At 59.2% G+C, this 14,870-nt stretch carries 10 protein-coding genes and 1 tRNA gene; 6 read left to right on the top strand and 5 right to left on the bottom strand.

All coding sequences use genetic code 11. The features are described from left to right. Nucleotide 1 precedes the first annotated feature (1 nt). The 3 genes from WIF35_RS03735 to typA all read left to right on the top strand — a co-directional run bounded on the left by WIF35_RS03735 (nt 2) and on the right by typA (nt 2,753). Nucleotides 2–391, top strand: a complete 390-nt coding sequence (locus WIF35_RS03735; RefSeq protein WP_412480228.1) for a group II truncated hemoglobin — start codon at nt 2–4, stop codon at nt 389–391. A 7-nt stretch (nt 392–398) separates the two neighbouring features. After that, a complete protein-coding gene (locus tag WIF35_RS03730; protein WP_412480227.1) occupies nt 399–809 on the top strand; it encodes a hypothetical protein in 411 nt (136 codons plus the stop codon). Between the two features lie 102 nt (nt 810–911). Further along, entirely contained in the window at nt 912–2,753 is a 1,842-nt protein-coding gene (gene typA / locus WIF35_RS03725; RefSeq protein WP_412480226.1) for a translational GTPase TypA, read from the top strand. 189 nt (nt 2,754–2,942) lie between these two features. On the opposite strand, the gene WIF35_RS03720 is transcribed toward typA, so the two are convergent. The 3 genes from WIF35_RS03720 to WIF35_RS03710 all read right to left on the bottom strand — a co-directional run bounded on the left by WIF35_RS03720 (nt 2,943) and on the right by WIF35_RS03710 (nt 6,288). Beyond that, nucleotides 2,943–4,886 (bottom strand): putative bifunctional diguanylate cyclase/phosphodiesterase, encoded by a 1,944-nt coding sequence (locus tag WIF35_RS03720; protein ID WP_412480225.1) that lies wholly within the window; start codon nt 4,884–4,886, stop codon nt 2,943–2,945. Between the two features lie 13 nt (nt 4,887–4,899). Then, nucleotides 4,900–5,973 carry a GTP 3',8-cyclase MoaA gene (gene moaA, locus WIF35_RS03715; RefSeq protein ID WP_412480224.1) on the bottom strand — a complete coding sequence of 358 codons (1,074 nt, stop codon included), beginning with the start codon at nt 5,971–5,973 and terminating at the stop codon, nt 4,900–4,902. 239 nt (nt 5,974–6,212) lie between these two features. Further along, nucleotides 6,213–6,288: transfer RNA gene (locus WIF35_RS03710), tRNA-Asn, on the bottom strand. A gap of 73 nt (nt 6,289–6,361) precedes the next feature. On the opposite strand from WIF35_RS03710, the gene WIF35_RS03705 reads away from it, so the two are divergent. Further along, entirely contained in the window at nt 6,362–8,101 is a 1,740-nt protein-coding gene (locus WIF35_RS03705; protein WP_412480223.1) for a hypothetical protein, read from the top strand. A 60-nt stretch (nt 8,102–8,161) separates the two neighbouring features. Here the strand turns inward: WIF35_RS03705 and WIF35_RS03700 are convergent, their stop codons facing one another. Next, a complete protein-coding gene (locus tag WIF35_RS03700) occupies nt 8,162–9,367 on the bottom strand; it encodes an amino acid aminotransferase (protein ID WP_412480222.1) in 1,206 nt (401 codons plus the stop codon). A 76-nt stretch (nt 9,368–9,443) separates the two neighbouring features. Here WIF35_RS03700 and uvrB point away from each other — a divergent pair, with 76 nt between their 5' ends. Both uvrB and WIF35_RS03690 read left to right on the top strand, forming a co-directional pair. Beyond that, a complete protein-coding gene (gene uvrB / locus WIF35_RS03695) occupies nt 9,444–11,510 on the top strand; it encodes an excinuclease ABC subunit UvrB (RefSeq protein WP_412480221.1) in 2,067 nt (688 codons plus the stop codon). Beyond that, on the top strand, nt 11,510–11,992 hold the full coding sequence (locus WIF35_RS03690) for a low molecular weight protein-tyrosine-phosphatase (protein ID WP_412480220.1): 483 nt from the start codon (nt 11,510–11,512) through the stop codon (nt 11,990–11,992). The genes uvrB and WIF35_RS03690 overlap by 1 nt, the downstream gene beginning before the upstream one ends. An 85-nt stretch (nt 11,993–12,077) precedes the next feature. On the opposite strand, the gene WIF35_RS03685 is transcribed toward WIF35_RS03690, so the two are convergent. Then, complete coding sequence (locus WIF35_RS03685) at nt 12,078–14,714, bottom strand: Rne/Rng family ribonuclease (RefSeq protein ID WP_412480219.1); 2,637 nt, start codon at nt 14,712–14,714, stop codon at nt 12,078–12,080. Nucleotides 14,715–14,870 lie beyond the last annotated feature (156 nt).

Below are 14,870 nucleotides of genomic sequence, written 5' to 3'. Positions count from 1 at the left end.
GATGGAAAACACCACGACTACCTACGAAAAGATCGGCGGCGATGCCGCAGTCGGCAAGCTGTGCGACCGTTTCTACGAACTGATGGACACGGTACCGCAGTTCAAGGAGCTGCGCGCCATGCATCCGGAGAGTCTGCAAGGCTCGCGCGACAAGCTGTACATGTTCCTCTCAGGCTGGTTCGGTGGGCCGGACCTGTTCGTCGAGAAATTCGGCCATCCCCGCCTGCGCGCTCGCCACATGCCGTTCGCCATCGGTACCCAGGAGCGCGATCAGTGGGTGGCCTGCATGGTGTTGGCGATGGAGGATGTCGGCATCGAGGAATCCATCCGAGCCAAGCTGCTGGAGAATTTCTTCAACACCGCCGATTTCATGCGCAACAAAGAAGGTTGAGCCTGAAATGAGTACGCAGCGCTTCCGCCAGCATGGCAGTTTCAACCTGCGAAACGAGCGGGGCGTTTTCATCCTCGATGCGGAGGGACCCTGGAATCGCGAGACCTTCGATGCGTACATCGATGCGTTGAAAGCCAGGGCTGGTGTTCGGCCGGAGCGCTGGGGGGCGTACTGCGTGGTTCGTGGTGAAGGGCTGATCCCTCCTGAGCTGATTCCGCTGTGGCGAGAAAGTAATGCGATGCTTGCGGGCCTCGGCCTGGTGGCGGTTGCCTACCATTTTGTCGATCGCCAGTACGCCAGCTTTTATGAGATGGTGTTTCGTGAGGCGATTGGAGAGGCGCCTTTCGAGTTTGCCTACGTCGATGGCTGGGACAGCGCTTGTGCATGGCTTGGCGAGCGCGGACTGGTGTCTGGCTGACCGGCCTCCATCTGGCTTAGAGAGTTTTTTCGCAGTGCAGCAAAAGCTTGTACTGGCATGGTAGAATCACGGCCTTTTTCAAAGGCTTAGGCAATCTTCCACATGTCCGCTCGTCCTATCCGCAACATCGCCATCATCGCTCACGTCGACCACGGCAAGACCACGCTCGTCGACCAGCTGCTCCGTCAATCCGGTACCTTCGCCGCCCACCAGCAGGTGGATGAGCGCGTGATGGACTCCAACGATCTGGAAAAAGAGCGCGGCATCACCATTCTCTCCAAGAACACCTCGGTCGATTACAACGGTGTTCACATCAACATCGTCGACACCCCGGGCCACGCCGACTTCGGCGGTGAAGTCGAGCGCGTGCTCGGCATGGTCGATGGCGTCGTCCTGCTGGTCGATGCTGTCGAAGGCCCGATGCCGCAGACCCGCTTCGTAACCAAGAAGGCCCTGGCCCTCGGTCTGAAGCCCATCGTGCTGGTGAACAAGGTCGACCGCGATGGTGGCGATCCCGATAACGCCGTCAACCTGACTTTCGACTTGTTCGACAAGCTGGGTGCGACCGACGAGCAGCTCGACTTCCCGATCGTCTACGCTTCCGGCCTGAACGGCTGGGCTGCACTGGAATTGGACGCCCCGCGCGTCGACATGAAGCCGCTGTTCGACATGATCCTGTCGCACGTGCCGGCACCGGATGCCGACGTCGATGCGCCGCTGCAGCTGCAGATTTCCGCACTCGACTACTCCTCCTACGTCGGTCGTATCGGCGTTGGCCGCATCGTCCGCGGCAAGGTCAAGACCGGCCAGAACGTCATGGTCATGTACGGCACCGAGGAAGAGGCTGCCGAGCATGAGCGCACCCCGATCAAGGCCAAGATTGGCCAGGTTTTCGGCTACAAGGGCCTGAACAAGGTCGAGCTGGAAGAAGGCCACGCTGGCGACATCGTGCAGATCACCGGTATCGAAGACCTCGTGCTGGGTTGCACCGTGACCGATCCGGATCAGCCGGAATCGCTGCCGCTGCTCAAGATCGACGAGCCGACCCTGTCCATGCAGTTCATGGTCAACACCAGCCCGCTGGCCGGCACCGAAGGCAAGTTCGTCACCAGCCGCCAGCTGCGTGATCGCCTGCACAAGGAACTGCTGACCAACATGGCGCTGCGCGTGCATGACACCGAAAACGGCGACGTGTTCGACGTGGCCGGCCGTGGCGAACTGCACCTTGGCATCCTGCTCGAAAACATGCGTCGTGAAGGCTACGAGCTGGCCGTCGGTCGCCCGCGCGTCGTCAAGAAGGTCATAGACGGCGTCGAGTGCGAGCCGTACGAAATGCTTACCGTCGACGTCGAAGAAGAACACCAGGGCGGCGTCATGGAAGCGCTCGGCTTGCGCAAGGGCGAAATGCTCGACATGGTGCCGGACGGTCGCGGTCGCGTCCGTATCGAATACCGCATTCCGGCCCGTGGCCTGATCGGTTTCCAGGGCGAATTCATGAACCTGACCCGCGGTAACGGCCTGATGAGCCACGTGTTCGACGAATACGCCCCGGTCAAGGAAGGCGGCGTCGCCGAGCGTCGCAACGGCGTGCTGATTTCGCAGGATAACGGCGAAGCCGTGGCCTACGCGCTGTGGAAGCTGCAGGATCGCGGCCGCATGTTCGTCAGCCCCGGCGAAAAGCTGTACGAAGGCATGATCATCGGCATTCACAGCCGCGAAAATGACCTCGTTGTGAACCCGATCAAGGGCAAGCAGCTGACTAACGTGCGTGCTTCCGGTACTGACGAAGCCGTCCGCCTGGTGCCGCCGGTCCAGTTGAGCCTGGAAGCCGCTGTCGAATTCATTGCCGACGACGAGCTGGTCGAACTGACCCCGAAGTCCATCCGTCTGCGCAAGCGTTTCCTGACCGAAATCGAACGTAAGCGCGCCGTTCGCGGTCTGTAAGAATGCGCCTTGGCCAGTTCTTTACAGACCTGGTCAAGCGCAACGAAAAGGCGACCCGCTGGGTCGCCTTTTTCATTGTTCTGTCGTTGTTCTTTACGTTTCTTGGCTGGATCAGCGACCCTGTGAGTTCGTCTGTTGGTTTGTGCAGAGTCTATCCTTAGCTGCTAGCTAGGCTGGAAATCCACGACTCTAGGTATTTTCTAGGGTTGTCCGTGTTAATTGAGCGCTCTTCTCACCAAGCCAAGAGCTGAAAAATTCGTCTGCTGGCAGTGGTTTACTAAATAGGTAGCCTTGAGCGATATCACAACCTAGCTCTTTCAGGCACTGCAGTTGCTCGTCTGTTTCGACACCCTCGGCGACAACCTCCAGAGACAGACTGTGGGCCATGGCAATGATTGCCCCAACCAACGCAGTAGCACGTTGCTGGCTTGCACCGTTGGCGATGCTGGGGTTGTTGTCCAGGTTAGCCAGTTCTTTGATGAAGGCACGGTCGATCTTGAGAGCGGTGATTGGTAGGCGTTGTAGATAGGAGAGCGAGGAGTAACCTGTCCCGAAGTCATCCAACGCAATATCCAACCCCGCTTCGCGTAACCTGAGAAGCTCCTCAGTCGCTCCGCTATCGGCATGCAGCATCAGCGATTCAGTGACTTCTACCTGCAGGGCAGAACTCGGCAGGCCGCTGGCGGCGAGTTGGGACAGGATTTCTTGGGCGGGCTGACGGCGCCAGAACTGGCGTGGGGACAGATTGATCGCTATCGGCGGAACAGTTGCACCACGTGCTTGCCATTCCAGAATGTGTTCAAAGCAACGCTTTGTCAGCCAGTCTCCGATTTCGAGGATCATCCCGGTATCTTCGGCCACCGGGATGAACTGGTCGGGGGGGATCATCCTGCCTTGGTGATGCCAGCGAAGCAGTGCTTCTGCCCCGCAAATGCGGCAGTCGGGAATTTGTATTTTGGGTTGGAAATAAAGCTCCAGTTCGTTCCTTGCGATGGCTTGCCGCAACCCGCTTTCCAGCGATACCCGATGCTGAAGCCTTTCGTTCATCTCCGGTTTGTACTGCCGCAAGGCATTGCCTCCTGCGCCTTTGGCGGCATACATTGCGGTGTCGCCGTTGCGCAGCAGGGTGTCGGCATCGCTTGAGTCAAGCGGATACAAGCTCAAGCCGATGCTTGCGCTGGTGAAGAAATCGCTGTCATGTCCACTGAACGGGCTGGCAATCGCTTCGCGTACCGCTTCGCCAAATGCCAAGGCAGAACTAATGTCCTGGCACTCTGGCAATAGGATGATGAACTCATCTCCCCCGTGACGAAAGATGCGACTGTTTGTGCCGAATAACTGCCCGAGACGTTGCGCGACACCTTGTAGCAGTAAGTCGCCTGCCCGGTGGCCTAGCGTGTCGTTTATGTCTTTGAAGCGATCGAGGTCTACAAAGAACAAGCCTAGCAATGTCTTGTTATTCTGCGCAGAGGCGACCGATTGGGTGAGCGCACGTGCCAAGTCGTGCCGATTAGGCAGGCCGGTCAGGCTATCGTGGCTGGCGAGAAATTCGAGGTTATCCTGGTACCGGCGTCGCTCGGTGATATCAGTGACTGATCCCACCATCTGATATGCCTTGCCATGGCGATCACAAACGGCGATCCCGCGTGACCCAATCCAGCGAAAGCCACCGTCATTGGCTCGAACCCGATACTCGCAATAGAAAAACTGCGTCTTGCCTTTCAGGTGCTCGGCAACGGCATGGTTGTATTTGGCTCGGTCCTCTGGGTGAACGATATTCAGCCAATCATGCGTCGAGGTTAGAAAATCTTCGTGGTAGCCAAGTATTTCCAATAATCGTTTACCGACCTGCAGGCGTTTACTTTGCGGATCCCATTCCCAGAATCCATCATGCGCTGCTTGCATCGCGAGTTCATACGCCCTGGCAGTGCGGCGTAGCGTCTGCCATTCAACGATGAGCAGCCAAAGGCTGGCGATAATTGAAGTTGCCAGCAGGCTATCGATGACCCAACTCGATGGCGCAGATAGGCGCTGGAAAAAAAGAAATAGCGAAGCAAGGGCAAAAAAAGCCAGCCAGAAATGGCGCTGAAGGGCCAAGTGCCGGGGCAGAAAAGCGGTGGCTGTCCGCGGCATTCTGGTAATTTGCTCAGCCGCCGGTCATCGACATGAAGCGTACCACTTGCGGCGCATCCATTTGTGCCGTGAAGTCATGGCCAAAGGGTTTGATGCCCATGCTGTCGACGATGGCTTGGCGCAATGCAGCGTCGTCCGCACCGGAGCGCAATACTTGCATCAGGTTGGTTGCGTCGTTCTGTCCCAGGCAGGGGTAGAGTTCGCCCTTGGCAGTGATGCGCACGCGATTGCAGGTGTCGCAGAAATTGTGGCTATGCGGAGAAATGAAGCCGACGCGCGTCTCGCTGCCGGGAATGCGCCAGTAGCGCGCCGGGCCGCCGGAAGATTCGGCCGACGGAATCAAATCGAAGTGCGGCGCCAGAAGCTCGCGCGTTTCCTCGGAAGAGATGTAGGTGTCGCTACGCCCGTGGATTTCACCGAGCGGCATTTCCTCAATGAAGGAAATATCGAGTTCCTGCGCGACGGCGAAGCGAACCAGATCGACAAATTCGTCGTCATTGATGCCGCGCATCATGACGGTATTCAGTTTGGTCCGCTTGAAGCCGGCGGCGCGTGCTGCATCGATCCCGCGCAGCACCTTGTCCAGTTCGCCGATCCGGGTGATCGCCTTGAAGCGTTCGGCCTTCAGCGTGTCGAGGCTGATGTTGATGCGGCTCACCTTGGCGTCGCGCAGCGGTTGCGCAAAGCGTTCCAGTTGCGAACCATTGGTTGTCAGTACCAGGTTGTCGAGGCCGGGCAGGGCACCCAGGCGCTCAATCAGCCACATCGCATTCTTGCGCACCAGCGGTTCGCCGCCGGTGATGCGCAGCTTGCTGACGCCGAGTCCGACAAAGGCCGAGGCGACACGCAGGCATTCTTCCAGGCTCAGCACCTCCTGGCGTGGTAGGAAAGTCATTTCCTCGGCCATGCAGTAGGTGCAGCGGAAATCGCAACGATCGGTGATCGACAGGCGAACGTAAGTGATGCGGCGACCGTAGCGATCGACCAGACTCCCTTCCGGATGCTGCATGCTGCCCATGCCTAGGGTGGGACGAAAATCGTTCATTCCGTCGGGAGTGGCTTCCGGGCGCAGGGTTTCATTGTGCATGGCGAAGAATTATCGGTATCCGGGCAAGGTCGCACAAGTAGACAGATCAAATATTCGACAGTTCGGAATCGCCCGTTTTATTTAGCAAAAGCAGCAATTTTTCACGGAAAATGATACGATCATTAACATCTACGCCATTACACAAAATATTTGATGCAAGCGACCGTTGCCAAACGATTTTTCGGCGGAAGAAAAACAAAAAGCCCAGCGCGATGGCTGGGCTTGATGCTTGAAACTTTTGGCTCCCCGACCTGGGCTCGAACCAGGGACCTACGGATTAACAGTCCGGCGCTCTACCGACTGAGCTATCGGGGAACAGAAGCGCGCATTATAGATAGCCGAACCGCTTGCGTCAAGCGTTTTGCGCATTTCTGACATAACGATAAACATGGACCCCACGCTCGTATTCGCCAAGACCCCGACCGGAGATGAAGCCGTCCGCCAGCGCACCCGCGTGGTTCAGCGCAATCTGCGTATGGTGCTGATCATGGTCGACGGGAAACTCAGCGTCGAAGAACTCTCGCAGAAAATCGCCAACCCCCAACTCGTCGAGTCCGCCCTGCAGGAGCTGGAAGAGGGGGGCTTCATCGCGCCGACCGGTGTCGCCGCAACGACGGCCTGGAGCGAAGCCTTGCAGGCCGAAGCCGAGTCTCCGCCGAGCGAAAAGAAAGAGAAGGTCTCTGCGCTATCGCAGTTCTCCACTTTCGAGTCAAAGGCCTCCCTGATGGCGCCGGACTCCATCGCCGAGCCGAGCGTTGCCAGCGGTTTCTCGACTTTTGGCAAACCGATACTGCCGGCGGCCGAACCTGTTCCCGAAGCCAAGCCCGAAAAATCCTTCAAGTTACCTAAACCGGCCGTCAAACTTTCCTTGCCGAAATTCAAGCTGCCCGAAGCACCGGCCTTGCCCAATCTTCCCTTGTTCCGTACGCTCGGTATCGCGCTTGCCGCTGTGCTGGCGCTTGCGGTTTTCGTCTTGTTGTTCTATCCCTACGATAGTTTCCGTCCGGCCGTCGAAAGCTCGGCCAGTCGCTTGCTCAAAACGCCGGTGACGGTCGGTCAGGTAGGGCTCGGTTTGCTACCTTCTCCACACGTCAAGCTGACCGATGTTCGCCTGGGGGCAAAAGGCGATGCGCGTATCGGTGAAATTCGCATTCATTCGCCATTGGCAACCGTTCGGAGTGGTCCGCAGACGATATCCCGTTTGACATTGAGCGGCGTCGAGATGCCGGTCGAGCGCTTGCTGGCGTTGCCGATCACGGGTGGCCAGTTGCTCGACGATGGCGAACTGAAGGTTGCGCAAATTCGAATCGAGCAGGGAAAGTTGACCCTGTCAGGCGATCTGGCATTCAGCGACGTCTATGGCGATATGCTGTTCAACGAGAGCGGCCTGCTCAGCAAAGCGAATTTCGAGAACAAGGAACGCTCCATATTGCTTGAGGTATCGCCGACTTCGGATCGATCGCTACGCTTCGCACTGGAAGGTCGTGCCTGGAAACCGGCCGCGCAGATCCCCGTCTCGCTCGATTCTTTGCAGGCCAATGGCGTTCTAATGCCTGGCAAGTTGTTGATCCAGAATCTGGATACCACCTTCTTGGGAGGTTTGCTCAAGGGCAACTGGCTGCTCGATTGGAGTAACGGCCTGGCCATGGCCGGCGAGGGTACGGTTACCCGCTTGGACTCGCGCAAGGTTGGTGCGGCCTTCATGCCCAAGCTGCAGCTGGAAGGCGATATTGGTGGCGCCTTCCGCTTCCGCGGCAGCGGCAAGGATTGGGCAGGCGTGTGGGCAAACGTCGAAGCGACGATGGATGCCGAAGTGACACGCGGCATCTTGCGCGGTGCCGATTTGGGCGAAGCGAGTCGGCGCGGTTCAGGTGCGCTCGTTCGCGCCGGTCAGACCAAGTTCGATCGCCTGCGCGTTTCGCTGGCCATGAAGCCCAAGCTGCTCGTTGGGCGCAATATCCAGTTGGATGCCGGTTCGCTGACAGCGGGTGGTCAATTTGCCTGCGATCGGCAGAATGTGGTCGATGCCGCCTTGTCGGTTTCCGTGCAATCGTCGGTAACAACTCGACGCACGCCGGTGCGGATCACGGGAACGCTGCCGGAATTGACGACCACGGTCGGCAAATAAAAATCACTGACAACAAAAAAGGCGGGATTACCCGCCTTTTTTGTTGCCGGTACGGCTCGATTACTTGGTCACGGCAGCGATGGCCTTGGCAACGTAGTCGATGTTTTTGGTGTTCAATGCAGCCAAGCAGATGCGGCCGGTCGACACGGCGTAGATGCCGAATTCTTCCTTCATGCGTTCCACTTGGGCGGCCGTCAGGCCGGTGTAGGAGAACATGCCGCGTTGCTTGACGACGAAAGAGAAGTCTTGAGCGCAGCCGGTGGCCTTGATCGATTCAACGAGGCCGGTGCGCATGGCGCGAATGCGGTCGCGCATGCCAGCCAGTTCGGTTTCCCACTGGGCGCGCAGTTCGGTCGAGGCCAGCACGGCGGAAACCAGGGCGCCGCCGTGGATCGGCGGGTTGGAGTAGTTGGTGCGGATGACGCGCTTGACCTGCGACATGACGCGAGCCGATTCGTCCTTTGACGCGGTGACGACCGACAGGGCGCCAACGCGCTCGCCGTACAGCGAGAAGTTCTTGGAGAACGAGCTGGAGGCGAAGAACTGCAGGCCGGAAGCCGAGAATGCGCGGATGGCCACGGCGTCGGCATCGATACCGTCGGCAAAGCCCTGATAGGCCATGTCGAGGAAGGGCACCAGGCCGCGTTCCTTGCAGATGCCGACGACTTCAGCCCACTGGGCGTCGCTCATGTCGGCACCGGTCGGGTTGTGGCAGCAGGCATGCAACAGCACGACCGAACCCGGACCCATCTTGTTCAGGTCGGCCTTCATGCCTTCGAAATTCACGCCACGGGTGGCGGCGTCGTAGTAGGTGTAATCCTCGACGACGAAGCCGGCGGCTTCGAACAGGGCGCGATGGTTTTCCCAGGACGGGTTGGAAATGTAAACCTTGGAGGTCGGGTTCAGGCGCTTCAGGTAGTCGGCGCCGATCTTCAGGGCACCGGTTCCGCCGATGGCCTGGGCGGTGATGACCTGGCCCTTGGCCAGCAGCTCGGAATCCTTGCCGAACAACAGGTTCTGTACGGCGGTGTTGTAGGCGGCCGGACCTTCGATCGGCTGGTAGCCACGCGGCGGGGCAGCCTTCAGGCGGGCCTCTTCGGCAGCCTTGACGGCAGCCAGCAGCGGAATCTTGCCGTTGTCGTCAAAATAGACGCCAACGCCGAGGTTGACCTTGGTTTCGCGTGCATCCGCGTTGAAAGCTTCATTCAGACCGAGGATGGGATCGCGCGGGGCCATTTCCACCGCAGCGAAGATCGAAGAGGACATAGGGACTCCGTGGAATAATACGAACGATGTGCGCGCAGCCAATCCGCTGCGCTTAAGACAACCGAAGAATTCTAGCATGAGCGAAACCAACAGCAGCACCGTCGTGACCTTTGAAGGCAGCCCGTATCGTCTGCATCAGCCGTTTCCGCCTGCCGGCGATCAACCAAAAGCCATCGATGCGCTGGTCGAAGGTCTGGAGGATGGCTTGTCCTTCCAGACCTTGCTCGGCGTGACCGGTTCGGGCAAGACCTACACGATGGCCAACGTCATTGCCCGCACTGGCAGGCCGGCGCTGGTGCTGGCCCCGAACAAGACGCTGGCGGCGCAGCTTTACTCGGAGTTCAAGGAGTTCCTGCCCGAGAATGCCGTCGAGTACTTCGTTTCGTACTACGACTATTACCAGCCCGAGGCTTACGTGCCTTCGCGTGATTTGTTCATCGAGAAGGACAGCTCGATCAACGATCATATCGAGCAGATGCGGCTGTCGGCGACCAAAAGCCTGATCGAGCGGCGCGATGTCGTGATCGTGGCCACCGTGTCGTGCATCTACGGCATCGGTGACCGTGACGAATACCACAACATGATCCTGACCATGCGGGTCGGCGATCGCATGGACCAGCGCGCCATCATCAAGCGCCTGACCGATATGCAATACCAGCGCAACGAGATGGATTTTCATCGCGGCACGTTCCGCGTGCGCGGCGACATCATCGACATCTTTCCGGCCGAACACGCCGAGCATGCCATCCGTGTTTCGCTGTTCGACGACGAGGTCGAAGCCTTGCAGTTTTTCGACCCGTTGACCGGCCAGCTCTTTCACAAGGCGCTACGCTTCACCGTTTTCCCTGCTTCGCATTATGTGACGCCGCGCGCTACCGTGTTGCGCGCCATCGAGGCTATCAAGGAGGAGCTGCGCGAGCGTATCGACTGGTTTACCAAGAACAACAAGCTGGTGGAGGCACAGCGCATCGAACAGCGTACCCGTTTCGATCTCGAAATGCTCGACCAGATCGGCTTCTGCAAGGGCATCGAGAACTATTCGCGGCACCTTTCCGGACGTAAGGCCGGCGAATCGCCGCCAACCCTGATCGACTACCTGCCGCCGGATGCGCTGATGTTCATCGACGAGTCGCACGTCGCCATCGGTCAGGTCGGTGGCATGTACAAGGGCGACCGCTCGCGTAAGGAAAATCTGGTGGATTACGGCTTCCGCCTGCCTTCCGCGCTGGATAACCGGCCGCTGCGCTTTGAGGAATTCGAGGCGCACATGCGGCAAACGGTTTTCGTTTCGGCAACGCCGGCCGACTACGAGCAGCAGCACGCCGGTCAGGTGGTCGAGCAGGTGGTGCGGCCGACCGGGCTGATCGACCCCGAGGTTATCGTCAGGCCCGCATCGACGCAGGTTGACGATCTGCTGGTCGAAATTCGCAAGCGTATCGAGGTGGGCGAGCGGGTCCTGGTGACGACGCTGACCAAGCGCATGGCCGAAGACCTGACGGATTTTCTCGGCGACAACGGCATCAAGGTGCGTTACTTGCACTCCGATATCGATACCGTCGAGCGGGTGGAGATCATCCGCGATTTGCGCCTGGGCGAATTCGACGTGCTGGTCGGGATCAACCTGCTGCGCGAAGGTCTCGATATTCCGGAGGTTTCGCTGGTTGCTATTCTTGACGCGGACAAGGAGGGCTTCCTGCGCTCCGAACGTTCATTGATTCAGACTATCGGGCGCGCTGCGCGCCATATCAATGGCACGGCTATTCTTTACGCCGATCACATGACCCGTTCGATGGAGCAGTCGATCGCCGAAACCAAGCGCCGACGCGACAAACAGATCGCGTTCAACCTGGAAAACGGCATTACGCCGCGTGGCGTTACCAAGAAGATCAAGGACATCATTGACGGCGTTTATGACGCCGAATCGGCCCAGGCAGAACTCAAGGCCGCCCAGCAGCAGGCGGTTTACGAGGCCATGGATGAAAAGGCAGTGGCCAAGGAAATTAAACGCCTGGAAAAAGAAATGCTAGAGTGTGCGAAAAACTTGGAATTCGAAAAAGCGGCGGCTGCTCGCGACGAACTTTTCAGGCTCAGGGAAAAAGTCTTCGGCGCGGCGCAGCACGATCCCGATGGAGATGAGACCTAATGAAATACCGCGTGCTGCTGGTGTGCATGGGCAATATCTGCCGCTCGCCCACCGCTGAAGGGGTGCTTAGACACTTCATTAAAATCAATCGATTGGGTGATATTGTTGAAGTGGATTCTGCGGGTACGCACGGCTACCATGTCGGCGAACCGCCGGATTCGCGGACGCAGCGTGCCGCTTCGGTACGCGGCTACAACCTGTCGCAACTGCGTGCCCGCAAGGTGGCGCGTCAGGATCTCGATTACTTCGATCTGATCCTGGCCATGGACAAGAGCAATCTCGACAACCTGCGGCGCATGGCGATGCCGGAGCAGCACCCGAAGATCAAGCTGTTCATGGACTATGCCGATAATTTCGACGATGACGAAGTACCCGATCCTTACTACGGACTCGGCCACGGCTTCGATCTGGTGCTGGACATGGTCGAAGATGCGGCACAAGGCCTGGTCAAAGAGATCAAGCGGGAACTTGGCCGAGGCTAGGGCGCTGATCGTCTAACTTCAATACGCAAGCAACAAATGAAAAGGGCACCTCGCGGTGCCCTTTTTGCATGGTACCGTTTGCTACTTACTTCTGCGTTTCCACCATGACCATCGGCTCGCCGCTATCGACGACCGCCTTCGGCTTACGGGCGCGGCCCAGCTTGACCGGCTCCTCGGCGACGACTGCAGATGGAGCGAAACTCGTCTGGACCATGACCAGGCCGCTTTCGGCCAGCGACTTTTCAATGTCTGCCGGTTCGGTAACAGCAACCGCCGGAGCAGGCTCCTCGGTTTTTGCCACTTCCGGCACGTGCACCGCAGCAGTCTCGACCGCAGCGGTCTCGACGACCGAATTTTCGACTTCGGCGGCCGGGGCTTCGACTTCGACGACTGCCAGAGCCGGTGCCTCAACCAGCGGAGCCGCCTCGACCGTTGCTGCCGGGGCGGTAACGGTTTCTTCGACTACCGGAGCGGGAACGACGACCACGATCGGTTCCTGAGCAACTGCTTCGGTCACCGTTTCGGCAACGATCGGAGCGATATTTTCACCCTCGGCAGCGACAACGGCGTTTTCTGCGTCGTTACGGCGTTCATTGCGACCACGGCCGCCACGACGACCACGACGACGACCGCCGTTTTCCTCGTTGGCCGGCGTTTCGCCGCCTTGCGGCGCGACTGCCGGCATGGCGACGGCTTGGACATCATCCGTCACGGCCTGACGATTCTGCTTGTTTTCCTGGGCTTCGTTCGGCTGACGCTCGCGACGCTCCTTGCGCTCGCCGCGTTGGCGACGTTCCTGGCGCTCACCATTACCTTGCGCGGCGGACTCTTCGCGGGCCGGGCGTTCGGCGCGTTCACCACGGTTGCCATTGGTGCGCTCGCCGCGCTCACTGCGGTCCTCGTCGCGGCGGTTGCCATTACGGCCACCACGGCGATTGTCGCGACGACCGTCACGGCCTTCGCGATTCTTGCGGGGTGCGGGCGTCGGTTCCGGAGCGGCTTCCTCGACCTTCGGTTCGCTGCGGAACCAGGAGAAGAGCTTCGAGAAGAAACCGGCTTCTTCCTGAGCGGGTGCCGGTGCGGCTTCGGTCTTTTCTGCCACGATCGGTGCGGGTTGTTCCGGAGAGATGCCCTTGATGGCGGCTTCCTGGCGCGGCTTGGCGTTTTCCTGCTGGGTCGCCTGCTTGATGGCTTCCTCGATCGGCATGTCGACCATCTTGTAGGACGGCTCGCGCAGATCGTCCTGGTTCAGGTCGTCGTGGCGCAGACGGGTCACGGTGTGGGCCGGCGTTTCCAGATGGATGTTCGGGATCAGCAGGATGGTGACCTTGTGACGCAATTCGATGGCCTGGATGTCCGGACGCTTCTCGTTGAGCAGGAAAGTGGCGACGTCGACCGGCACCTGGACGTGCACGGCGGCCGTGTTTTCCTTCATTGCCTCTTCTTCGAGGATGCGCAGGATGTGCAGCGCGGCCGATTCGGTCGAGCGGATGTGACCGGTGCCGGTGCAGCGCGGGCAGGGGATGTAGCTGGTTTCGGCCAGGGCCGGACGCAGGCGCTGACGGGAGAGTTCCATCAGGCCGAAGCGGCTGATCTTGCCCATCTGGACGCGGGCGCGGTCGTAGCGCAGGGCGTCGCGCAGGCGGTTCTCGACTTCGCGCTGGTTCTTGGCGCTTTCCATGTCGATGAAGTCGATGACGATCAGGCCGCCCAAGTCGCGCAGGCGCAACTGGCGAGCCAGTTCATCGGCGGCTTCGAGGTTGGTCTTGAGCGCGGTTTCCTCAATGTCGGCACCCTTGGTGGCGCGGCCCGAGTTGACGTCGACAGCGACCAGCGCTTCGGTATGATCGATCACGATGGCGCCGCCGGACGGCAGGTTGACCTGGCGGGCGAAGGCGGTCTCGATCTGGTGCTCGATCTGGAAACGGGAGAACAGCGGCACGTCGTCGCGATAACGCTTGACGCGATTGACGTTGCCCGGCATCACCGTGCCCATGAAGGCGCGAGCCTGCTCGAACACTTCATCGGTGTCGATCAGGATTTCGCCGATGTCCGGCTGGAAGTAGTCGCGTATGGCGCGGATGACCAGCGAGCCTTCCAGATAAATCAGGAAAGCGCCAGTTTGCTGCTGGGCGGCACCTTCGATGGCGCTCCACAATTGCAGCAGGTAGTTCAAGTCCCACTGCAGTTCCTCGGCCTGGCGGCCGATGGCTGCGGTGCGGGCGATTAGGCTCATGCCGTTGGGCACTTGCAACTGATCCATGGTTTCGCGCAATTCGGCGCGCTCGTCGCCGTCGACGCGACGCGAAACACCGCCACCGCGCGGGTTGTTCGGCATCAGAACCAGATAACGGCCAGCCAGCGAGACGTAGGTGGTGAGGGCGGCGCCCTTGTTGCCACGCTCGTCCTTGTCGACCTGAACGATCAGTTCCTGGCCTTCCTTCAGGGCCTCGTTGATCTTGGCCTTACCAGCTTCGACGCCCGGTTGGAAATAAGCGCGGGAGACTTCCTTGAAGGGCAGGAAGCCGTGGCGCTCGGCACCGTAGTCGACGAAGCAGGCTTCGAGCGACGGTTCGATGCGGGTGATGACACCCTTGTAGATGTTGCTTTTACGTTGTTCCTTGGCGGCGGATTCAATGTCGAGATCAATAAGTTTTTGACCGTCGACAATGGCGACACGGAGTTCTTCCGCCTGTGTCGCATTGAAGAGCATGCGTTTCATTGTTTTTAGCTCCAGCGCGCGTTGGCACGCTGCAACGAAACGCCCTTACAGGCAGCGACAGTTTCAGTTATCGGGTTGCGTCATCGATAGGAGGCAAAGGCGATTGTGAATGTGCTGATCAATGAATGGCCACGTGTTTTTTCTTGAAATGCGTGA

This window comes from Azonexus sp. IMCC34839, assembly GCF_047047955.1.
Classification (GTDB): domain Bacteria; phylum Pseudomonadota; class Gammaproteobacteria; order Burkholderiales; family Rhodocyclaceae; genus Azonexus.
Note: the sequence above shows the minus strand (reverse complement) of the source record. Positions and strands in the feature narration are given on the sequence as shown.